The organism is Peribacillus deserti (assembly GCF_002863585.1).
GTDB classification, from domain to species: domain Bacteria; phylum Bacillota; class Bacilli; order Bacillales; family DSM-1321; genus Paraperibacillus; species Paraperibacillus deserti_A.
Genome location: NZ_PGUY01000054.1, coordinates 18,583 through 39,701 on the forward strand (window position 1 = coordinate 18,583; position 21,119 = coordinate 39,701).

Annotated in this window: 19 protein-coding genes and 1 pseudogene; 5 read left to right on the forward strand and 15 right to left on the reverse strand. The window is 36.6% G+C overall.

Annotated elements, in window-relative coordinates; genetic code table 11:
- Window positions 1-47 precede the first annotated feature (47 nt).
- The 5 genes and pseudogenes from CUU66_RS17275 to CUU66_RS17295 form a co-directional block, all read right to left on the reverse strand.
- Entirely contained in the window at window positions 48-521 is a 474-nt protein-coding gene (locus CUU66_RS17275) for a DinB family protein (RefSeq protein WP_101644438.1), read from the reverse strand.
- 249 nt (window positions 522-770) lie between these two features.
- Entirely contained in the window at window positions 771-1,115 is a 345-nt protein-coding gene (locus CUU66_RS17280; RefSeq protein ID WP_180955339.1) for a n-acetylglutamate synthase, read from the reverse strand.
- Window positions 1,116-1,846: 731 nt separating this feature from the next.
- Window positions 1,847-3,046: pseudogene (locus CUU66_RS17285) on the reverse strand (IS256 family transposase).
- Between the two features lie 229 nt (window positions 3,047-3,275).
- Entirely contained in the window at window positions 3,276-3,512 is a 237-nt protein-coding gene (locus CUU66_RS17290; protein ID WP_101644441.1) for a hypothetical protein, read from the reverse strand.
- Between the two features lie 351 nt (window positions 3,513-3,863).
- Window positions 3,864-4,511, reverse strand: a complete 648-nt coding sequence (locus CUU66_RS17295; RefSeq protein ID WP_101644443.1) for a pentapeptide repeat-containing protein — start codon at window positions 4,509-4,511, stop codon at window positions 3,864-3,866.
- A 283-nt stretch (window positions 4,512-4,794) separates the two neighbouring features.
- Between CUU66_RS17295 and CUU66_RS17300 the strand changes: the two genes are divergently transcribed.
- Window positions 4,795-5,073: a hypothetical protein gene (locus tag CUU66_RS17300; RefSeq protein ID WP_101644445.1), complete on the forward strand. Its 279-nt coding sequence runs from the start codon at window positions 4,795-4,797 to the stop codon at window positions 5,071-5,073.
- 315 nt (window positions 5,074-5,388) lie between these two features.
- Here CUU66_RS17300 and CUU66_RS17305 read toward each other — a convergent pair whose 3' ends face one another.
- The gene (locus CUU66_RS17305) at window positions 5,389-5,979 is read right to left on the reverse strand and encodes an alpha/beta fold hydrolase (RefSeq protein ID WP_257968048.1); all 591 of its coding nucleotides are present in this window, start codon (window positions 5,977-5,979) and stop codon (window positions 5,389-5,391) included.
- A gap of 6 nt (window positions 5,980-5,985) precedes the next feature.
- Window positions 5,986-6,108 carry a hypothetical protein gene (locus CUU66_RS25010; protein ID WP_257968049.1) on the reverse strand — a complete coding sequence of 41 codons (123 nt, stop codon included), beginning with the start codon at window positions 6,106-6,108 and terminating at the stop codon, window positions 5,986-5,988.
- A 429-nt stretch (window positions 6,109-6,537) separates the two neighbouring features.
- Here CUU66_RS25010 and CUU66_RS17310 point away from each other — a divergent pair, with 429 nt between their 5' ends.
- The 3 genes from CUU66_RS17310 (at window position 6,538) to CUU66_RS17325 (ending at window position 11,243) form a co-directional block, all read left to right on the forward strand.
- Complete coding sequence (locus tag CUU66_RS17310; protein ID WP_101644447.1) at window positions 6,538-7,101, forward strand: hypothetical protein; 564 nt, start codon at window positions 6,538-6,540, stop codon at window positions 7,099-7,101.
- 638 nt (window positions 7,102-7,739) lie between these two features.
- On the forward strand, window positions 7,740-8,600 hold the full coding sequence (locus CUU66_RS17315; RefSeq protein WP_257968050.1) for a VanW family protein: 861 nt from the start codon (window positions 7,740-7,742) through the stop codon (window positions 8,598-8,600).
- 1,236 nt (window positions 8,601-9,836) lie between these two features.
- A complete protein-coding gene (locus CUU66_RS17325) occupies window positions 9,837-11,243 on the forward strand; it encodes a PQQ-dependent sugar dehydrogenase (RefSeq protein ID WP_101644451.1) in 1,407 nt (468 codons plus the stop codon).
- A 242-nt stretch (window positions 11,244-11,485) separates the two neighbouring features.
- Here CUU66_RS17325 and CUU66_RS17330 read toward each other — a convergent pair whose 3' ends face one another.
- Complete coding sequence (locus tag CUU66_RS17330; RefSeq protein ID WP_101644454.1) at window positions 11,486-12,157, reverse strand: 5'-methylthioadenosine/S-adenosylhomocysteine nucleosidase family protein; 672 nt, start codon at window positions 12,155-12,157, stop codon at window positions 11,486-11,488.
- 902 nt (window positions 12,158-13,059) lie between these two features.
- On the reverse strand, window positions 13,060-14,061 hold the full coding sequence (locus CUU66_RS17335; protein ID WP_101644456.1) for a DUF3231 family protein: 1,002 nt from the start codon (window positions 14,059-14,061) through the stop codon (window positions 13,060-13,062).
- A gap of 418 nt (window positions 14,062-14,479) precedes the next feature.
- Between CUU66_RS17335 and CUU66_RS17340 the strand changes: the two genes are divergently transcribed.
- Window positions 14,480-14,872, forward strand: coding sequence for a DoxX family protein (locus CUU66_RS17340; protein WP_101644459.1), 393 nt, complete (start codon window positions 14,480-14,482; stop codon window positions 14,870-14,872).
- A 61-nt stretch (window positions 14,873-14,933) separates the two neighbouring features.
- Here the strand turns inward: CUU66_RS17340 and CUU66_RS17345 are convergent, their stop codons facing one another.
- The 6 genes from CUU66_RS17345 to CUU66_RS17375 form a co-directional block, all read right to left on the reverse strand.
- Window positions 14,934-15,494, reverse strand: coding sequence for a GNAT family N-acetyltransferase (locus tag CUU66_RS17345; RefSeq protein ID WP_180955340.1), 561 nt, complete (start codon window positions 15,492-15,494; stop codon window positions 14,934-14,936).
- Between the two features lie 625 nt (window positions 15,495-16,119).
- Entirely contained in the window at window positions 16,120-16,488 is a 369-nt protein-coding gene (locus CUU66_RS17350) for a DUF3231 family protein (RefSeq protein ID WP_101644463.1), read from the reverse strand.
- On the reverse strand, window positions 16,460-16,852 hold the full coding sequence (locus CUU66_RS25470; protein ID WP_101644465.1) for a DUF3231 family protein: 393 nt from the start codon (window positions 16,850-16,852) through the stop codon (window positions 16,460-16,462). The genes CUU66_RS17350 and CUU66_RS25470 overlap by 29 nt, the downstream gene beginning before the upstream one ends.
- Window positions 16,853-17,311: 459 nt before the next feature.
- A complete protein-coding gene (locus CUU66_RS17360) occupies window positions 17,312-17,566 on the reverse strand; it encodes a hypothetical protein (protein WP_101644467.1) in 255 nt (84 codons plus the stop codon).
- A 144-nt stretch (window positions 17,567-17,710) separates the two neighbouring features.
- A complete protein-coding gene (locus CUU66_RS17365) occupies window positions 17,711-18,178 on the reverse strand; it encodes a GNAT family N-acetyltransferase (protein ID WP_101644468.1) in 468 nt (155 codons plus the stop codon).
- A gap of 562 nt (window positions 18,179-18,740) precedes the next feature.
- On the reverse strand, window positions 18,741-19,529 hold the full coding sequence (locus CUU66_RS17375; RefSeq protein WP_257968051.1) for a class I SAM-dependent methyltransferase: 789 nt from the start codon (window positions 19,527-19,529) through the stop codon (window positions 18,741-18,743).
- Window positions 19,530-21,119 lie beyond the last annotated feature (1,590 nt).

A 21,119-nucleotide genomic window follows, 5' to 3' on the forward strand; every position in this document is an offset into this window, starting at 1 on the left:
TTCGAGTTAGATTTCGTCGGTTTCTACACTCTACTTATTTTTTTCTATTAAGGTTCAATAAGATCCGTATCCGGCGGGACATACCCGAGCTGTCTGCCTATTTTTACAATTTGTCCTTTATGGTGAAATTCGTGGGTGACGGTGTGCGTTATAAGCCATAATGCGGTTGGTTCCATGGTATGGCCGCTCTTCAGTGTCAGTTGTATGTTTTGGTCCCACCTGCCTTTAAACTCATTTAGAAATGCATGTACCAGGTCATCCGTTTTACTAAAGACCCCGCGCATTGCCTGTATGTCGTTAACGATTTCAGTTGTTACTTCAGGAAGTGTTTTTCCAAGGGCACGCTCCCCTAGCCATATCTGATAACAATTTGCTACATGTACCTGTAGACTGAGAATAGAATCTCCACCAAAAGAGTCAAGCTCTTTAACATATTCTGCAGGTGACAAACTTTCGCAATAACCCAGTATTGATTCCCTTGTGCGTTGGATCCAATCATATTGACTCACCAATACATCCATCTGCTCTCTCTCCTTATTAGTCCAATTTTTACATTTACTTCGTCTACCACACAAGCCCTAAGGAATATATATCTTTACTTTCATGCTGCTTGAAGATAACAAAATACTTTTGGCTTTATTACTAATCCATTCAAGTAACCAAACGTTCAAACAACTCCCCTGTTATTAAGAGCTAACAAAAAGCTGCAATACAGCCATTCATTCTTCAGTTAACTCACACATCAGGTTGATCAGTAGATTATCAGGAGATTATTTAACTTCTTCAACCACGGATTCACCTTCACTTTGGTCAATATCCGCCCATTTCCACCTTTCATATAATCTTATTCTTCCATCTGGCAGTATTTTTGGGATAGAATAACATTCACCGCCTCTTATTTCGTTTCGTGCGTTAACATGGTTATATCTAAAATGTAAATTCCCATTATCCTCTACTATGCCAATCAGTGTTCCTCTTAAGACTTCACCACCACTATATGTCGCTGTTAAGATATTTCCTTCCTGACTATAATCAAAAAACGTTTTCGAAGACACCTCTCCGTTTGATGTATTTTCAACTGAAACGAATTTCCGTCCATTATAGTTCACTGCCATTTTATCCTCCTAAATGTCGTTAGTCTTATTCTAATTCCTTCCTCTTTCAGCTATAACAATTCTAGACACGTGGATTTATTCCCTCCTTTTAGTTATTAAAAATAGGCAGCTTATCCTGAAAGTTGAAAAAAAGAACTACTATTAAATAAGGTAATAAATGATATTGATACCATTAGCTTATACAATTGCAGTTTCTACCTAAAAAAGTAGGAATGGAATTGGAGAAAAGTCCTTCATTCGGGTGATGAAGGACGAAATGAGGAATTTGAGCAGGAGAAAAGTCCTTCATACAGGTGATGAAGGACGAAATGAGGAATTTGAGCAGGAGAAAAGTCCTTCATACAGGTGATGAAGGACGAAATGAGAAATTTGAGCTGGAGAAAGGTCCTTCATACAGGTGATGAAGGACGAAATGAGAAATTTGAGCTGGAGAAAGGTCCTTCATTCGGGTGATGAAGGACGAAATGTGGAATTTGAGCTGGAGAAAAGGGGAATATAAAATATTTTGTGTAAATGAATAATTCATCTTGTAAACACTCATAATGTTTAGTGGCTCTTACCTATCAGGGGGATAGGGCAATGCTGGAGAGCACCCCGAGCACCTGACAGGGTTCTGAACAAAAGAAGAGAGGAGTTCTCTTCTCTTTTTTTTGACTTCTTTTGGGAGAACCAAAGCGTAAAACTCTTGGGACGTAGTCCCAACACACGTCACCCAGTTAAATTGACGGTGCTTAATTCCCAAGGCGACCCTCAAAAATAATATCAAACTGTGCCTTACATTCTAGCCAATCTGGTATAGGTTTAGTCCATTTATCTGTTACTCCAATAGTGGCTAGATAGACAATCTTTCTCAAGGCATTATCCGTTGGATAAGCATTCTTGGTTTTTGTAACCTTTCTAAGCTATCTATGAAAACCCTCGACTGTATTTGTTGTATAAATCATCTTTCTAATGATCGGTGGGTAGTGGAAGAAAGCTGTGAGTTCAAGCCAATTTTCTTCCCATGATTTAATAACGGTAGGATATTTTTTCTCCCATAGTTCTTTCAACTTTGCGAAGTTTGACTCAGCCTGTTCCAGTGTGGCAGCTTTATATACTTTCTTCAAATCCCCCATAAACCCAGGACGATCCTTAGTAGCTACATATTTCATATTCGCTCGTAATTGATGGATCACACATAATTGAATGTGGGTTTGAGGAAAAGTAGCACTTATGGCATCAGAAAAGCCAGAAAGCCCGTCTTTACAAGCAATGAGGATGTCTTCGACCCCTCTGCTTTTCAAGTCCGAACAGACACTCAGCCAAAAGCTTGCGCTCTCATTCTCGCCAATCCAAATGCCTAAAATATCCTTTACACCATCCGTATTTATTCCCAAAACAGTATAAGCAGCCTTGCTAATAATCCGATTCTCATGGCGCACTTTAAAATGAATGGCATCTAAATAAACGATTGGATAGACAGCGTCCAACGGACGGGCTTGCCAGTCATACACAAGAGGTAAAATCTTATCCGTTACCTTACTTACCATGGTTGGGGATACATGAATACCATAAATATCCTGCATATGATCTTCAATATCCCGCGTAGACATTCCTTTTGAATAGAGAGCCAGAATTTGATCTTCCAAGCCATTAATGGACGTTTCATACTTCTTGATAATCTGGGGTTCATAATCGCCTTTTCGATCCCTGGGAATATCCAAGGTGGTGTTTCCAAACTTGGTTTTAATAGTCTTTTTCATATAACCGTTTCGGCTATTGCCTGTGTTATTGCCAGAAATATGATTCTTGGCATAGCCAAGGTGGTCCTCAATCTCTGCTTCAAACACTAGTTGAAGAGTTTCCCGGAACAAATCCTTCAACATAAACTGCATATCTTCTACTGTCTTACATTCTCTCGCTAAGTCCTTAATTGTCATATCCTTATGCATAAATGATCATCTCCTCATTGGGAATTATAACCATTTACACAAAATAAAATACGTTCTCGAGAAAAGTCCTTCATTCGGGTAATGAAGGATAGAAAATTATCCAAAAAATAAGCCAGGTTTCGCGGTCCGGTCTAAACCACTATTTACTCATCACCCTAATTAATGTTTTATCACGCATAATCAATCCATCACTTAAATCCGTTTTTTATTCTTGTAGTGCCACCAATTTCTATGAAATTATTTGAATAAGCTGCCCAAAAGTAGAAAAAGATGAGCGCCGAAGCCGCTGTTCATTCCTTTCAGTTTCCAACCGTTTACTCGCCCACGAAAGGTAAGCAGGCTTCCCCCCAGCGTGGCAGGGTGCCTGCGCGGAGTTTATCGTGGCGGTTACATCACCGATAGCTTGGGCATACGCTGCACGGTACACGGCGATTGTATTCTGCAGACCGCCCAAATTCTTCTTCATTTATGACAACCATCCCAGCCAATAGGTCATCCGGTTTCTTCCCCGTCGACGCATCCAGCCACCGCTCTGCGTCTCGAAGCCGGCCCTGAACGGCCTCTAACTCACCACCGGCCAGTACTAGGTTTCTTCAACAAAGTAGATGACCATTCAAATTCAAAACGGCTGCCTTTGTTGTTGTTAAAGAAGTAATTAAAGATGAATCAATGACTCATAGTTAAAGCCGATTAATTTAAAACCAATCGGCTAACAAGAAATATATGTTTTCGAAAAACAATTTTATCTGTTACTCTTAACCTTCTGACTTCCTTGCCTCAGAGCGTGGGATTTTTTCATTGATCCTTATACAGTGGACTATTCTTTAATCCTTAATCCTAATAATTTCGAAAATCCGATTGCTTGAATTGGAGAAACTTCACATCCAGCCAAACTCTCGACAGCCACATTGATTTGCTCAAATGAACAAGTACTTATATCAATCCCTTTTAATATCGTATGTGTAAAATCAACATCATTAATATCGCATAGATTGAGACCAATTTTATTAAACTTGGAGTTAAAAAAATTAGCACTTTCCAAAGATACCTTTTCAAAATTCACCTGTTTTAAACGGGCATCTGCAAAATTACTTAAATTTAAATCGCAGTCTTCAAAAAGAACGTTTCCCAGGCTTGCTTCTGACAGATCTAAGCCCAAGAGTTTGCAGCCTTTGAACTCGACTCTATGTATATTTCCTCCACACAAACGCACATTGGATAAATTGCAATTCTCGAACACAACATCAGTCATATCTATGTTCATAAAGCTGCTATTAATAAAGGTGACATTTTTAAAAATAACTTTTGATAAGATAAGCCTCTCTATGAACTCATTGTCCACTTGGGAGTTTTTGACTGAACAGTTTACTAATTCAGGCTCTTCTTCATAAAAAACATCATGGAAGTCTACGCCTTTGAACTCGGCTGGCATTTTTGGCTTTTCTATCTTTATCATTTTTGACATCATACACCTCTACAGTTTCTGTAACTCCTTGCTAAACAAAATTTACAACAAAATAAAAAGGTTTATAAGTCTTTATTTTTTAATAGTATTGTGTGCAATCCAAGTCTTATTGTACGCATGATTGGAGAATAAATTGAATTCATACGATTTCAGGGACTGTTCTCTAACTCAGCTTATTTTGCCATTATCTCTTCTTGCACCATTTCCATTACTCAACGAGATATTGATTTAATTTATACCTTATAATAGATTAGGGTTACAATAGTATAAGAGGTGAATTAATATGGGAAACGTACAAAATACTTTCGGTTTAAGCAATTTTAAAACGATGAAGGAAACATCAAAAGCTGTTGAATTTAAAAATATTGTAAACGATGAGGTAATTTATTTACTTCCAAATAAAGAAATTACTATTGTTTTAAATCCTAAAACAGTCGAAGAAAATAAAGAACTAAAACAAAAATCTACAGGGTTGAATCATAATACATCTTTCCTAGAATTCCCCAAGAGAGAGCATACTGGTAACGGACCGATTTGCTATGGGTATGCGTATAAATTTTAATCAGTTGATGAATTAAATGTTTTTTTGCTTCAGTTAAATAATTAATAAAGAATCTCATAATTAGAATAAGAAAATGACATGCCAAAAACAGACTAAATCTTTAGAAAAGATACCCTTTTAGGAAAAGAAGTCAGTTACAGATCCACTTTTAATAGAAAGTATAGACTTATATAAAATACTCATGGCACATGATTCCAACAATACACTTCCCCTATAAATAAGGAGGCTCTGAAAAGAGTCTTCTTTTATCATTTTTCCTCTTAAATCATACTTAGTAATTCTCTAAAAAGCATCTTAATAGAATGAATGTTGGTCTTATGAATGGATCTCTGTCAAAAATCTCTCTAATATCATACTGTATAAATGAGGCTGCTCAATATGTACTAAATGTGAAGCAAAAGGAATGATAGCTAAGTGAATATTTTTATTCATCGCAGGATAAGTTAAAGCTCCCTTTACCTCATGATTATAGCCTTCTCCTACTAAGAATAAAGTTGGCATTTTTAAATCTGATACATTTTTTGTCACATCAAAAGGATACCAGTCCTCACTCTGTCCAATTAACAAAAAACGCTTCCAATCTGACATATGTTTTTCATTAAAGTGTTTAACTGCTTCTTCATTTTCCAACAAATTAGAAATACTCTCATTATCTATTAATTGTAGCTCTGACCAATTTTCAGGTTTTTCCGGTATGACTCCTGAGATTGTTAGACTCTTGGCTCTTTTTCCATACATCTTGGCAAAAAATAAGGCAATTAATCCGCCTAGTGAACATCCAACGATATGAGCACTTTCTAGATCAATCTTATCCATGGTATCTTTTACATCAGAAGCCGCAGCTTCAAAATAATTGCTAAAGTCATCGCTAAAAGACTTACCGTGTCCTCTTAAATCTGGGAGCAATATTTTTTATTTCTCTTTAAAATAATCTGTTTGATATAGAAAGTCACTGTCCCCGGTTTGTAATCCAGTATGCAGAAAAATGATGTTTTCGCTGTTTGCCTCTCCCACTATCTTAGTATGTAAGTACATACAAATCCTCCTATTGGCACACCACTTATGAAAGTGTTTGTACTGTTATTAATTTGTCATCCTTTAATATGTACCTTATAAATTTCGCATCAATATTACCTCCCACAACTAATTTAAAGATAAATTCTCCCAATACATTACAAATCCTTCTTTAGGCTGGTAATGAGGTTCAATCTATAAAGAAATATTTACCTTTGAGAAAGTGGAAAGTTTGACTTTTATATTTAGAAGGTGAGGGTAAATGTAATTAAAGGTCCACTGGTTGACCATGTTGAAACAAGGTTTAAAACATCTCTTGCAGTATAAAGCAGGACCGAAACCCTGTTCGCTACCACCAAGGGAAGTTTGGACTACAATAACAGTTAATGAACAGGAGAACGGAGGAACGAAATTGGATGAAACTAAACACCTATCTCATCAAAAGAAGTGGTGGAAAAATTAAAAATAGGAGACAGCACCCTAAGAACGTGGTGTTTAGCTCTTGAGAAAGAACAGAACTATAACATTATACGAACAGACCACAATAAAAGAATGTTTACGGATAAAGACCTTTTTGTATTAAGCCAATTCAAAATCTTAGTTCAATATAAAAACCTTTTTATTAGCAATGCAGCTGCCGAGATTGCTTCAAAAAACAGGGATGACGGGATGTCCTCTTCCAATACGGAAAGCGAACAGCTTCCGCTTCCTGAACATCCGTCTACGTTCTTATATGAGACGGTAAAGGAACTGAAAGCTGAAATGGAACAGGTAAAAGAAATGAATCAACTGCTATTAATCCGTTTAGACGAACAACATAAGTACGTTGACCAAAGGCTTGACGAGAAAAATGATTTGCTGACTCAGTCTCTAAGGGTCACTCTTGAGGCTAAAAAGCTGCTGCTGGAAAGCAAAAAAGCTCAAGCTGAGGCTAATCAGCTATTATTAGAGCAAAAAGCTGCTGAGACACATAAGAAAGCAGGAAAGGGAATTCTTACCTCTCTTTTTGGTTAAATAAAAATAATTGCATTAATTTCCTCCTTTAAGAAATGACATGTAAAAATTGATTTTATAAAGGACGAATTAATAATGAGAAAATGGAGGAGAAAGTGTACCATTTCTTAAAACCTTTAAATTTTATGGGTGAAGAGGTTATTACCTGAGTTTAATCTGAGGAAACTAACATACATAAACTCAAAAAAATTAAGTTATTCCTTGAATGATTATGGACAGTATTCTTCCTTACACATTTTTAATGCAGCCTAAAATGCCTATAAGAACAAAAACCATTATTTGATTGTGATCCCATAACCATATTATAAGAAGAGGTATTTAGTTTCATAACTAAAAAGAAATGACAGAAAAGGTCCGGAGGGCTACTTATCCTCCAGGCCTTTCTTCTGTTTAAAGGGCATCTATACTTCTTTTAAATAATCCTCGCTATCATTTCAGAAACTTCTTTATTTAAAAGAGCTTTTCCTAATACTGCGTGCTCTTCTGTTATTACTATTTCGTTATTAAATAACCCTATTCTCTGTTTTGTACAATTTCCATTGAATCCAGGTTTGTCCATTCTTCATTTTTACATTTTGATTTTTTTGGTAAATAACTTATTTTGCTCATTTGCACATACTAGTGAATGAGGTGAATTTATGCTGAAATTAATGGGAATTGCCGCTGTGATGATGTTCATAAATCCAGGCAGCCAATATCACTTAACATTAAAACATGGGCAAACTGAAGCGGTTATTGAACGGGCTGATATTACAGACGATTTTCCTGGATTCGATTTAATAGATCTCGATAAGCTGAGTCTTTTAATTGAAGAATTTGATTCTAAGTTCTACATCCCAGCCAAAAATGCTATTGTAAATGAGCATGGCGGAATTGAGCCTGAAAAGGTCGGCTGGCAAATAGACCGTCAAAAATTAATAGAACTGATGTATACCTTCTTTTATTCCAATCACTCTTTAACTAACTCTGTGCCTGTTCTTCCCATTTACCCAAAAGTGGATTCAGAGTTACTATCCGAGATAAATGCCAGGCAAATAGGACGATATGCTACTTTTTTTAACAGTATAAATCAGGCCCGAACTCATAACATGACACTTGCAGTAAAAGCGATCGATAATGTAGTGGTGTTTCCAGGCGAATCATTTTCCTTCAATAAAGTGGTTGGAAAAAGAACCGCATCCAAAGGTTATATGCGTGCTCCCGTCATTGTAAAGGGCGAATTGGCGGAAGACATCGGCGGAGGAATTTGTCAAGTCTCATCGACTTTATTCAATGCGGTTGATCATACAGGTGTTCAGATTGTTGAACGTTTTTCGCATTCCAGGAAAGTTCCTTACGTTCCCCCTGGCCGTGATGCGACTGTCAGCTGGTATGGTCCAGATTTTGTTTTTAAAAACAATCTCAATCAGCCCATTCTAATCAAAGCTAAAATATCCAATGGCAATGTACTCGTGAGAATTTATTCTTCTGAATCAGTCATCTCAGAGAACAATCCATAACCTTTCTTATGAATATCATGGACCCGGAAACGCGATCCGCTCAGGTGAAAAGTAAAAGAGTTCATTTGGCGGGCAAAATAGATTACCTTTCACTAATAAAATAGAAAGACCAAGGAATCATTTTTTTAATGAATACATGTCTTTAAGCTAACGGGGCCGTTCATTTAATGATTATGGCTGCTACGGCAGCCTTTTTAGTTCCTATAGGATCAGAGCATAGTTGAATGTGGCTTAAAACAGCCGTAGCTGCCATATGTCATTCAACTCACGACCCCCCTTTGCATCTTAAAAAGACAATGCCATTCTAAGCATATTAAGGCTGTTTAGCCATATACCTAAGAAAAGATAAAAAGTAATGTTCAAGAGGTGAATGAGATGTTCTGGACTGTACGTTACTGGTTCGTACCACTGCGAGGAATAAATCAATATCCTTTTGTTCTGACTAATCTATCTTCCACAGGGAAGCTCGTCAGCCCATCTGTTCTAAGCTGTTTTGCTGCAATTTTTCAATCAGCTGGTGGTTTTTTTCCCACCATTGGATATGGCATTAGCATATTTACAACATTACCCATTTTTATGGCAATGATCATTTCAAAGACACACGGTTTTCTCTCATATTTTTTGACTATTTTTTTACTGGTGATTATCCAACCTAGTGAATTAATTGTCTTTCCTTTCACTACTGGGTTATTGGGAATATCACTTGGATTAACTTTTCATTTTTTTAAGAAAAGATTTTTTATAGTTTTCTTTTCTGCAGCATCTTTACTATCCGGTATTTTGATACTTATTTACTTATTTAAATTCCCGATCCTTGGTCCCGCTCTTACAAATTTCAACTATATAGGAATCATAATTGCATTGCTCTCAAGTTTTATATACTGCTGGGCGTGGGTAGAATTCTGCAGAACCATTCTAAACCGATTGATGAAAACCTCTCCGGATAATCAAGTAAATCGTACAGTCTAATTAAAGAAGTAGTGTTAAAAGGCAGCAGCAAAAGGCGTTTTACGTCTTTGGCTGCTGCCTTTTTAAATAGATGACTAGAAAGAGAATTTGGTACTATCCATTATGATTACTAGCAAAAAAAGAAGATCGTCCATAGACGAGATTTTTCTCTCACATTAACGTAAGCAGGACAGACAACAGACCGCCGGCCTAAATTTGGTACTCATAGAGCAGTTCTAATCATAATCTTATCTACAAGAAAACAAATAAGAAGGAGTGTAAAGTTAGTTGAAAAAACTTAAGGTTCGTTTACGGCCCATTATAAGCAAGATAAATTTACCCACTGTGGTGAAAACAACTATACTGCCGCGTGAATCCATTGAAAGCTTATTTATTGCAACCCAGGTAGGTGAGATCTTTTACATAGGAAACGGAGGTATCAGGACTTTTTTAGATATTCGCCCTCGAATCATAAAACTAGGCGCCTCTAGTGGAGGCTATGATGAACGGGGTTTGCTGGGGCTGGCGTTCCATCCCGAATTTCAATATAACGGTCTGTTTTATCTTCATTATTCAGCAGCTGGGACACAAGGTCCAGGTGCCCTTCCTGAACCATTTAATCCTAACCCGTGTGATCCCAGAACTTTACATCTAAGGTGGCTAAATAGAGAAACTCAATATGACCATATTGATACAGTTGAAGAATGGATTTTATCGAAAGGGCAGCCGCAAAAACGAAGGACTTTACTTAACTTAAGAAGACCGTTTATGAATCATAATGGTGTCAATAGTTTAAACTTTTCTCCTGAAACAGGAAAACTTGTTTTAACAACCGGCGACGGCGGATCAGGGTATGATCCATTTAATTTAAGCCAGGACGATATTGAAATTGCTGGTAAAATCATTGAAATTGATGTGAATAAGAATACATTTATTTATAATCCACCTGTCGTTACACGTTTCACTGAACTTCCTTCAACTATACAGGAAACGCTCACAGTAATTGCCAAAGGGGTACGCAATATACCAGGCATTTCATTTCAAAGGTTTCAAAATCAGTATATCAAATATGTCGGAAACGTCGGCCAGGATTTGGCGGAGTCGATTTTTTCATTCATTCGTTATAAACCACTACCGGTTACCCAGCTTTCTCATGCTTCTAAATCTGAACCTGACCTAACAGGATTTATTAATCTTGGCTGGCGAGGGTGGGAAGGTGCTTTTCCTACTTCGATTATTCGGAGCTGCTCTGCCAATCCGGATTTGGACGAGATAACAATGGCTTATTACAATGAAGCGATAGAAACCTCAGTAAGGCGTCTTCAGCCTCTAACAAGTTACTTTCATAAAGATCCCCGCCCCGATAAGTTTGGAGGAACTGCACTTACAGGTGTGCAAGTCTATATGGGAAGTGGAATTCCTGGTTTAACGGGTAGTGTTGTGTTTAGCGATCTGGCCAGGAAGGATGTATCACATGCACCGGTTAGAGGGGTTTTAGCCTATAGCATGGTAAGCAGAGATAGTAATCTAGAGGATTTTGGTGTGATTGAAACCGATTTTAATTTTGGTCCTCAATCTGCTTATTATGTTAATTTGGGAACGAATCTGGATCAAAGCAGACTATACTTAGGGGTTTATGGCTCTATGAAAGTGACTGATTTTAACCAAGGTACTGTTTTTGAAATTGTTCCGTAATTCGCAGCTGCAAATTACAACGTTGAATTTGATAGTACCATCCAAGAAAGAGATGAACAAATAAAACAATTCAAAGTAACGGGTTCTCTTTTGGAGTACAAAAAGTTAAATAACATATAGAACGGATATAAATTAACAAAGGAAAAAGCACTGCAAATCGCAGTGCTTTTTCCTTTGTTATTGATTGCAATTGGACAGAGCTCATTCTTTGTAATTCCCCCTTTTACTTCAATAACATTTTTTTAAATAAATCTTTTTAAATATTCGCCAAATATTTTGTTCATAACTTTGGGGGTGTTTTCTAGATAGACATTAATCTGGTCAATGTTTGATTGGAATTTATCAGAGTTTCTTTCATCTGTTGGAAAATCAGATATCCCTTTAATAATAATGCATTCAACATCGTTCTTCTTACAAATGTAAGCAATTGCACCCGCTTCTGTATCGGCTATTGTTATTTCGTTTTCCATAAGTTCTAAATAGTCCTTCCACATAACTACGGCTTTATCAGCGGTGCCAATTGTTCCCGTAAAAAAATCATTTCCATATTTGGATAAATCAATATCTACTATGAAGGATTGTTTAATAAGAGGCTCGATTTCTTTTACTGTGCAATCATATTGAACAGCTTTATCGGGTACAAAAATATCTAAATTCCTGAACTTACCATCTATTCCTGCACATGTTCCAGCAACAATGACTTTAGTTAAATTAAATGTAAAAATCATATACTGATTACCACCGACACCATTTACTTTTCTTACACCTGTACTATAAAAAACAAGTTCGGTATCATCAATTGTTCCTATGAAATACTCGCCATAAGGATAACCGAAACGTTCATTATCTTTTATGCCGAAATATTCCAATGACGCTTCATATTCCCACTTCGTTGCTAAACTTATTCCTATCATCGATTTATCACCCTACAAATATAATTTGTCACTATTATCTATACACGGTCTGAATTTCATGTTTATCCTATCCTTGTTTACTCTGCTCCTCAACAATTGGTTATTAATATGTAAGTATCCCTTTTTTTCTAACCTGCTACCTTTATTGAATAAGAACAGCATACTTTTAATCTAATTATATATTCGATTTAACCGTCGTCTAATCCTTTTTCGCCAAAATTGGTAAGTCATTTACCAAGAGAATTCGCATACCAATTCTCAGCGTGATAATAGTTATTGTACTAACGTGTTCTCTTTTGGAGTACAAAACAGAAAAAAGCAATATAAATAGCAAGCTAATTCGGATATGAATTAGCTTGCTATTTATATTGCTATTCTCCCTCGGACAGGCTGAAAATCTCTTATTTAGGCTGTTTTCGCAAACTTTGTTGCTATTAAGGTGATTAGAGCGTAAGGCATGCTCGCTTTCCGAGGGAGTCTTGCACCTTACGCTCCAATCGACCTAACTGAACAATAGGGTGACGTAACAAAACTTATTATATATCAACAATCTTTTAGAAAAGAGCCTTTATTTACAACAAAAATCGAAGATATGTAATCTGAATCATTGCACAAAAGTTAAGAATAAATAAGGAATAGGAGCTAAAGTATAGACATACTCGATACTCCCTCTACTTGAAGATCCCATTCAATATTTCGATGGGGTCCTTTTTCATGTTAAAATATTATGCCGGAATAGGACGAAAGAAAAGACATTAAAGCAGCCATCCTTGTTACACAAACACACCCGGTTGTTGAAATAACGATTATTTAAGACATTGAAGTGGCACACTCAAATAAAATGCCCTTCCCAATTTTAAGGTTTAAGTAATGCTTATTCATTAAAACCTTTTTTCAGAGGATTAGTGTCTATTTTTCAATGCTTCTCGATCAACATTTTGTGGCGGCTGCTCCATCCATCCTTTTTCAATCATAAACTTAACCCCATCGTTTGAATATTGAAGAATCTCGGTCATCAATCTAGTGTAATGAGCACCTAAATCCATCCGCATACTTCCTGCAATAGCTGCCCCATATGCAGTAACACTTATCATATTAAGCTGGGCAGTATGAAACATCATCAACTTATCAGAAAAAGGGGAGTCCGTTGATTTTGATATTGTGGAATCCCAGGTACTAGGCAGCGGCATCCCATCATCTAATAAAATATCTCGAAATACGGTTTCCTGCTTTTCAGCTAACGCCGATCCCCTATCCATATATTTTCTTACTTCAGGTAATTGTGCGGTCTGTGCAAAGCCAATCAGAAATGTTCGACCTATGGAATTGGTCTCGGTGTTTTTACATATATGAGATAATTCAATGGCTGTCAAAGGACGATGTCTACCCAATAATCCAGATAAAAACGATTCATTTTGTAAAAATTCCGTTTTATTCATCGGAGGCATAGTTGGAGAACGTATGAATGCTCCCTTTTTCAACAGTAAATCTGTTCCATCGTTATAAAGATTGATAAAAAGTATGGATGTTTCAGTAAAGAATTGCCGTACATCATTTCTTGCTAAAAGTTCCAGGATAGCAGCTGCAGCAGATGTACCAAATGCAGCCATATATTTAATATACCTTAAAGTAAAAAGGTCGGAATAAACACGAGGAACCTTTAGGTTTACATCTTTATCTGAAAAGCCGATAGGAACGGCATGATTTTCAGCTTCAAAGATTTTTTTCACACCGTTTACAACAAAATTACAGGTATAAAGTGCTTTTTGGATTAGCTCAGTGTTATCTTCATCTTCGTTAACTGAAGAAAAATGCTGGATAATACAAGATGCCATTGTATTCTGCATGTAAGCATTCCACAAAGCAGCTACTTCAGATGCTGTTAGTGCGGGATGATGCTGCATAGGATTTCACACCCTTGTTTTTCCTTTATTATTAGTAAAGTCACAAGGGATATTCCTGTTACCCAGCAAAATTAAAGGATTTCCCTTTCTTTCAAGAAGTAATTAGGTCTAGTTCGCCAACGCACTATTTGTTTCCAAATTTACTGAAGTAATGCAATGGTTAGCTGATTACAGATCAAAACTTCATTTCTTCTTGTAAAACACCGAAGAGTTTGCATCGCGTCTGCGAAGCTGAATTACATAAAAAGGTGGTACTCCGTTCACATTCTATCAGATTAGGTACATTTAATTAAAACTTATCTAACAATAAATAACCTGACAAATAGCCGATTTTGTTTATTGTATTAAATTTTTGTGATAGGAAAAAAAAAGATTAGGGTGAATTTTTTAAAATACGTTTTAAAATGGAGATGTTTTCATGGCAGATTTAGGTTTACTTCTAATTCGTTTGATGCTTGGATTTGTATTTATTTATTATGGGGCTCAAAAGCTGTTTGGCTGGTTTGGAGGTCATGGCATCGCAGGGACAGGAGGCTGGTTTGAATCAATTGGTATTAAACCAGGAAAACCAATCGCTGCATTTAGTGGTGCTGCCGAGCTATTGTCAGGAATTTTATTTGTTTTAGGTTTATTTTTACCGGTAGCTGCCATTTTGGTCGTTGCAGTAATGATAGGGTCTATTGTAAAAGTACATGGACCAAAAGGTTTCTCAGTTACCGCCGGAGGATTCGAATACAATCTTTTTTTAATTATCGTTTCTATCGGTTTAGCGTTAATAGGACCCGGTGCTTTTTCGGTAAACCCATTCTAGTGCAAACTAACTTCTCTACTAGGTAAACAGAGTCAGGGCTGCCCCAGCAGCCTAGTCTGCTTCACCCCTCCTCCCTTCCACCTCCACGAAACGATAGCCGGTGAAAGGTATTGATATACCCAAACAGTTCTTCTCCCGTTACCTCCCTTGAATCAGAAATGATTGGTTGGTACATGGCACGGTAGGGCTCCGGCACCCAGATGTAGTGATGGACATACTCAGTGAGAATAAAGCCGCAAGACTGCCAAAAGTGGATACGCTGTCTATTGACTGGTGTTTCTTCGGACTCGGCCTCAATAATCAATTTCTGGTACCCCTCCGCAAGTGCTCTCTGTCGTAAGTAATCGACAAAGTGGTACCCTAGTCCTTGGCCTCGCTCTTTTTCTGATACAGCCAAATAGTCAATAATCATTACACGGTAAGATACTAGCTTTCCTGTAAGAGCCATAACAACCGCTGCCGACTCGTTATATCCCACATGAAGCTCGGCAATTCCCTGTGCTATCATTTTTTTAATGATTTTAACCGGCTTAGCCCCCTTATCTCCAAATGCCTGCAAATAGAGGGGACTGGCGTCCTTCCAAAGTTCATCGTCCCAAGTATCAATGGTTTTAATTTTCATAATAGATTCTCCCATCTAACCTGTTGTTCCCAATTAATACCCCAATCCATGCAATTTTCTTGGCTCCCTGACTCATTAATGTGAAATTAACAAGCTCAATTTTGGTATCTACCGTTATTGAATTAAATTTTTGTTGAAGGTCATATTTTCATCCACTTGGATCCAGTATCACCGTTCCGGAGCTTTTGCCACCTGTACAGAGTATTATAATTTTTGGTTCGTTCTTTTCAAATAACACTGTAAGTACAACGTTTCTCCGTAAAAAGCAAAAAAGGCTGCCTTAGCAGCACTGCCTTGTTCACCTGAATCCATCCGTTAGTTTATGTAAATAGACGGAGTAGATATCATATAACTGGTCTTAAAGGCACAGCTCCTTATTGAACCAAAAGGATTTTACATACAGCTCTCTTTTCACTCAGCACCTGTTAGTTCAGGTGTTATGGACTAGCTTAGTCAAAGGCGTAATGGAAACGGGGATGCTAATGGTTATATGGCCGAATTCGCCATGTTCATGAATGAACGCAATTTGTTTTGTAAAATAGAATGTTTAGTTAGCCTGGATTAAAGGAAATAGACATTTTTTTCAATACTCTTTTTATTGTAAATAATGTATGTTTTATCGTATCTATAGAAGCTGTCTGTCATTGGCAGCTGGCGGCTCCTCCAGCCAATTTTTCTTGATTACCAGTTTACCAAAGGCCCCATATACCTTGAAATCAGCCATTATTGACTTTTCACAACTCAAAGTAAGATCTCCCCTCATACAGGCAACAGCAGCGGTCCCATAATAAGAAATTGCCGCGGTCATCAAGAATCCAGTATGAAAGACCATTAATTTTTCTGAAAATGGAGCGATTGTGGAATCGGTGACTTCATTATCTAAAGACCTTGGTGTATGGAGGTCTTCTTTTATAAGAAATTTTGAATAGGCAGATATATGATTATTTTTGATTTTGATGCTTTCATCAATAAAGTTTTGTACAACATTGGTAATAAAACTCTCTTATATCCTGTCTGATCGAGACACTGAATGCAATATTGTATGCCTGAGCCCCATGCATAGTAAGAGTATGAATATAGTAAAGACAATAAAGATCACTGAACAAACGTGGTGCGTTCAAATTTACGTCCCGATCTGTAAATCCCTTTGGATTCGGAAAATTCTCCTTTTTAAAAATACTCTGTAACATGTCAGTATGTTTTTCAGACATTTTTTGAGCCATGTTAAAAATGTCTAAAATTTGAGGGTCCTTAATGTTACTAAGCATATATTTGATTACACAGATCTGTAAGGTTTCCCTTAGATAGTGTGTCCAGAGATTGGAAATTTCTGTGGAAGTCAGTCGATTATTACTCATTTTTCTTGTAACTCCTTATAGCATTTTATAAATACTATTTCTTCCAATTAGAATGGTCATATTCTACCAAGTTTCTTCATGAGAAATAAATTGAAAAGAAGGCTTTATGTAAGAGGTAGTTACAGAGGACAAAGGTCGTTTCCATATCAATGAAATTTAGTCATTTCCTTTATAACACCAGACTGACTAAAAAACTGTCCAAGTTAGGGAACTTGATCTTAAATTAACGTATTTAAAGGTCGAACGAATGCTTCAATTCGCTGACCCCCAGAGTTGTTGGTTATCAATTTTACAAAAACTTTTTCCCCTGATTGGATCAATGTCTCAAACAACCTGTTTAACAATAGATCCGGTTCACGGAACTTATTAAAAACAAAAATCTTTTAGAAAAGAGCCTTTATTTTAACCTGCTGACGTTGGATCAAACAGGATTAACAGAAACAATTTATCCTTTTACAACTAACGTTTACAGAAAATGATATCGTGCTGGCAGCCTTTCAGCGGATCATCGATATAAAACCAGTCCCCATCCTTAACTCCAAGGTCCTTACAAAATTCTTCTGCTTCTAGCATATTCTCGAAGCAGCCATCTGCAAAGCAAGCCTTATCCCCTAGAGTGTTATATAAAAACACATAGATTCCATCGGTTGAATGATAAATCATAACCTTACAAATATTATTTACCTTTTCTTTAAGGAAAGCATATTTTCTCACTTAACCCCCCCACAGCCACATTCTTATATAATTCTAGATTTAAAATCAATATCATGGCCCTTCGTTTACCTATCATTCATACATGTAAAACCAGAAAAAGCAGCAGTACTCCCCGTGGCTTCCTCAACTAACGCACCGGTTACTTCAAGACGGGAAATATTCCATAGGTTCTGAACTATGAACATAACCATTTTTCTTATAATAATTAATACTATCATCACTTGGCCACACAATAATAAATTCATATTCTTCTTCTTTTATCCACTCATTTATTTTTGTAAGCAGTTTACTTCCAATACCCTTATTTCTACACTCTTTAATGGTATATACGTTCGTCATATAAGCAAATGGATGTGTTTTTCTACCAGGGCGTGGTACTTTTTGTATTAATTCAATGTATATGTGTGAAACTATTTTTCCATTTTCCTCTGCAATCCAGATAAACCATTGACCATTATTAAGTGCATTCTGTAAAAAAGATTGGCACTCCTTTTCAAAATCCTTAAATTGGAACTGTTCGATTTTTGCACTTACTGAATGTTCAATTGTAAAATCCCATCTCATTCTTATTAATTGGTTAATGTCTTGGGCTTCAGCGAGCCTTATATTCATGTATAATTCCTCCCCATAACTATTATCTCCATCATTGGTCCTCTAGTAAATCACCAGTTAAATAAGGGCATTGTACAGATACCCCTGGGAAAGCAGAAATTGCATACTCGCACCGATCCGTAAAAAGAATAATGATTGATTGTTAAAATGGCATAAATGATAAAAAAGAAAGTTAATTCTCCTATAATGGTACTGTGACAATCGCACTAAGAATGAAAAGGACTGTTAAAACCGCTAAAAACAATCCTAGATGATATGTTTTCAACCTGTGGCGCTCATCCTCTAGCATTGGTGGAAAACAAAAGTAGTAGAGAGGAAATAAAGCAATACAGAACCGAAGACTAAATATTGGACAAATGAATGATGAATCTCATGCAAAAGTAACTGCCTGATAGAGGCTGCAATCATAATCAATGACATGAAATAAACAAATGACCATAAATAATGGTTGGGCCGGCAGTTAGTATTGACTTGTCTACTTTCTTATCATTATCGGAAATACTGGCACCACACGTTTTTTATCTTTTAATGCGCTCAATTGAAGATCTAGTGTGATCCTAATTCACATTTTTCTGGCTTTAATGATCATTGTGGTCGGGAACTTCCTCGCTTTGTATAATGAATAATAACGATCAGACGGTTCCTCTTTTATGGAATCAAAATGAACAGATACATCACTCTCCAAAACAGAGTCAATAATGAACCCTGCTTTTATTAATTCGTTTATATATGTACTCATTTTTCTTTTAGGGATGACTACAGGAGCCTCTTCGCCTTTGAACTTATGGTATGTTGTTGATCCTTCATTCTGGTAACATCCATTCAGGTAGATTTGACCATCTTGACTTATCAAATGGGCGTATAAAGGGTGGTCCCAACTAAATACAAAATACCCCCCTGGATTTAAATAAGAATAAATTAATTCAAAGGTAGATGACAGATCCGTTGTCCACCCGATCGCATATATAGAATAGACTATGTCAAAATATGACTTAGGCAGACCAATGTCTTTTTCCATCGGTGCACAGTATAAGTGAGTTTCCAAGTGCTTTAACGTTTCTTTTGCCGTCTTGATTTGAGTCTCTGATAAGTCAACTCCCCATAATTCGCCAGCATCTTTCCCGCTCATATAAAGTAGAGAATGTCCGCTTCCACAACCAATATCCAGCACCTTTTTATTTGCCAATTCATCAAACAGATTTAGTTCTTCTTCCGTTTGGGCAAACGGCCCATAACTAGGCAATGCATCCTTTCCATTAAAATGATGAGCTATGATATCCCAGCTTTTTTTATTTTGTTTTAAAATTTCAATCATCACATGATCCCCTCCACTCTGTAACTTATTCTTCATTCCACCTCCACAAACCTTCCTAGCTGGACAAAGTCAGCTCTATCTCAGTTATTTAAGTTATATCTTAATAACCAGCCCCTCTCCAGTAGCAAAGATGGCTGCCGCGGCAGCCCTTTTTAAAACCAATGCATCCCTGTTAGTCCAAAAATGTCATTTCACATGAATATAGTAGATTAGATTAAGAGATTAAAAGGGTATAATTACAAACCAACCAATCTAGGAGGTTTCGGAGGCTGTCATGAAACAACATTCCTATCATCAAGAAGATAAACCTATGGGCTGCGGCTGTATAATACTAATGGTGATTGTCATTGTAATAGTCTGTTATTTTGGGGCTCAAATGTATTACTTATAATTATATATTAGATGTTTTCTACTGATTGCTTTTAAAGTCTAAGGTTATTTACTCGCTTTATCTTTTCTAAATTGTCTCCAAATTAACAATCCTACTCCCCCAAAGGATAAACCTATCACTGCTGCCAACTGTAGAGGGGCATACCAATTTGCGAACTCCATTCCGATAACCACCTTATCCATTTTTTTGTATATTGTGCCCTTTAAAAAAGTTTCAATCCGCATCTTTGGAATGAGGAAAGCATTGAAAGATACTCATGCATGGTATCAGAGCTTGTACATAAGAATTGGTTAAAAACAAAAAAGCTTCAGCTATTTTTTTGCGTTAATCAATATAGGCTTGTCCAATACCATACATCCGTTTAATCTTCGTGACATGCTCGTATCTGGCAATAAAAATTTGCAAGAAAAGAACTAAAATAATAAGATTAAGACCAACAATAATAGCAGCCGGATGTACAAGTAATACCCCATGAGTTTAACAAAAATGGGTATGATCCTTAAGGTAAGTCATTGAAACCATTCTTACACCTTGGCTAATGGGTTTAAATTATGTTTCTCCTAAAATTCCACCAACTTTTTATGTCTAGATTAACCCTCGGTGCGTTAGTTTACCAATATCCGACAGAATCTCTTATGTATTCATATAAATATTTATGTTACTGTTGTAGAGAGATAAATTTTATATGTTGGGAACTATGCGACTTTTATTAGTCACCTCCCCCCATAATGGAAGGGAGGCTAAGACACTATGTCCTTAGACCATACAAGAACCATGTTAAGAACCTTAAAACAATATTCAGACTGTGAAATTTCATTAACTTTTAACGACAATAATCAACTTCCGGTATTAAGTGTTTGTTATAAAAACAATGGCTTTGAAGTAACGACTATCCAGACACTTGTTATTGACACATATAGTAGTATAGAATCTACACTTACAGCTATTGATAAGGCAATAAATAATTACCATTTAACCTCAAATTGAATTTGAGGTTTTTTTGTTTGCGATTTGTTCCTCAGTTATGGGCAATGGGCATCTTCACTACCGCACGCGTAAGTTGAAGGTTTCATTATCTGGCAAGATTTTTTCAGTACAACAGGACTTTCCCAATCTTTGTAGATACAATTATTTCATTAGTATCTTCAGCACAAGGGAAAGTTGCAGATCCGAAAAGATTTGTGTGATTCGATAGTATGATTTAGTATGGACAGGAGAAGCTCTGCACAAGTGGT

Excerpts from the sequence above, each read along its gene's own strand:
- CUU66_RS17275 (WP_101644438.1), bottom strand. The coding sequence starts at position 521 with ATGGATGTATTGGTGAGTCAATATGATTGGATCCAACGCACAAGGGAA.
- CUU66_RS17295 (WP_101644443.1), bottom strand. The coding sequence starts at position 4,511 with ATGTCAAAAATGATAAAGATAGAAAAGCCAAAAATGCCAGCCGAGTTC.
- CUU66_RS17300 (WP_101644445.1), top strand. The coding sequence starts at position 4,795 with ATGGGAAACGTACAAAATACTTTCGGTTTAAGCAATTTTAAAACGATG.
- CUU66_RS17345 (WP_180955340.1), bottom strand. The coding sequence starts at position 15,494 with ATGAAAATTAAAACCATTGATACTTGGGACGATGAACTTTGGAAGGAC.
- CUU66_RS17335 (WP_101644456.1), bottom strand. The coding sequence starts at position 14,061 with ATGCAGCATCATCCCGCACTAACAGCATCTGAAGTAGCTGCTTTGTGG.
- CUU66_RS17375 (WP_257968051.1), bottom strand. The coding sequence starts at position 19,529 with ATGAAGAATAAGTTACAGAGTGGAGGGGATCATGTGATGATTGAAATT.
- CUU66_RS25010 (WP_257968049.1), bottom strand. The coding sequence starts at position 6,108 with ATGTACTTACATACTAAGATAGTGGGAGAGGCAAACAGCGAAAACATC.
- CUU66_RS17330 (WP_101644454.1), bottom strand. The coding sequence starts at position 12,157 with ATGATAGGAATAAGTTTAGCAACGAAGTGGGAATATGAAGCGTCATTG.
- CUU66_RS17280 (WP_180955339.1), bottom strand. The coding sequence starts at position 1,115 with ATGGCAGTGAACTATAATGGACGGAAATTCGTTTCAGTTGAAAATACA.
- CUU66_RS17290 (WP_101644441.1), bottom strand. The coding sequence starts at position 3,512 with ATGAAGAAGAATTTGGGCGGTCTGCAGAATACAATCGCCGTGTACCGT.
- CUU66_RS17340 (WP_101644459.1), top strand. The coding sequence starts at position 14,480 with ATGGCAGATTTAGGTTTACTTCTAATTCGTTTGATGCTTGGATTTGTA.
- CUU66_RS17365 (WP_101644468.1), bottom strand. The coding sequence starts at position 18,178 with ATGAATATAAGGCTCGCTGAAGCCCAAGACATTAACCAATTAATAAGA.
- CUU66_RS17315 (WP_257968050.1), top strand. The coding sequence starts at position 7,740 with ATGCTGAAATTAATGGGAATTGCCGCTGTGATGATGTTCATAAATCCA.
- CUU66_RS25470 (WP_101644465.1), bottom strand. The coding sequence starts at position 16,852 with ATGAGTAATAATCGACTGACTTCCACAGAAATTTCCAATCTCTGGACA.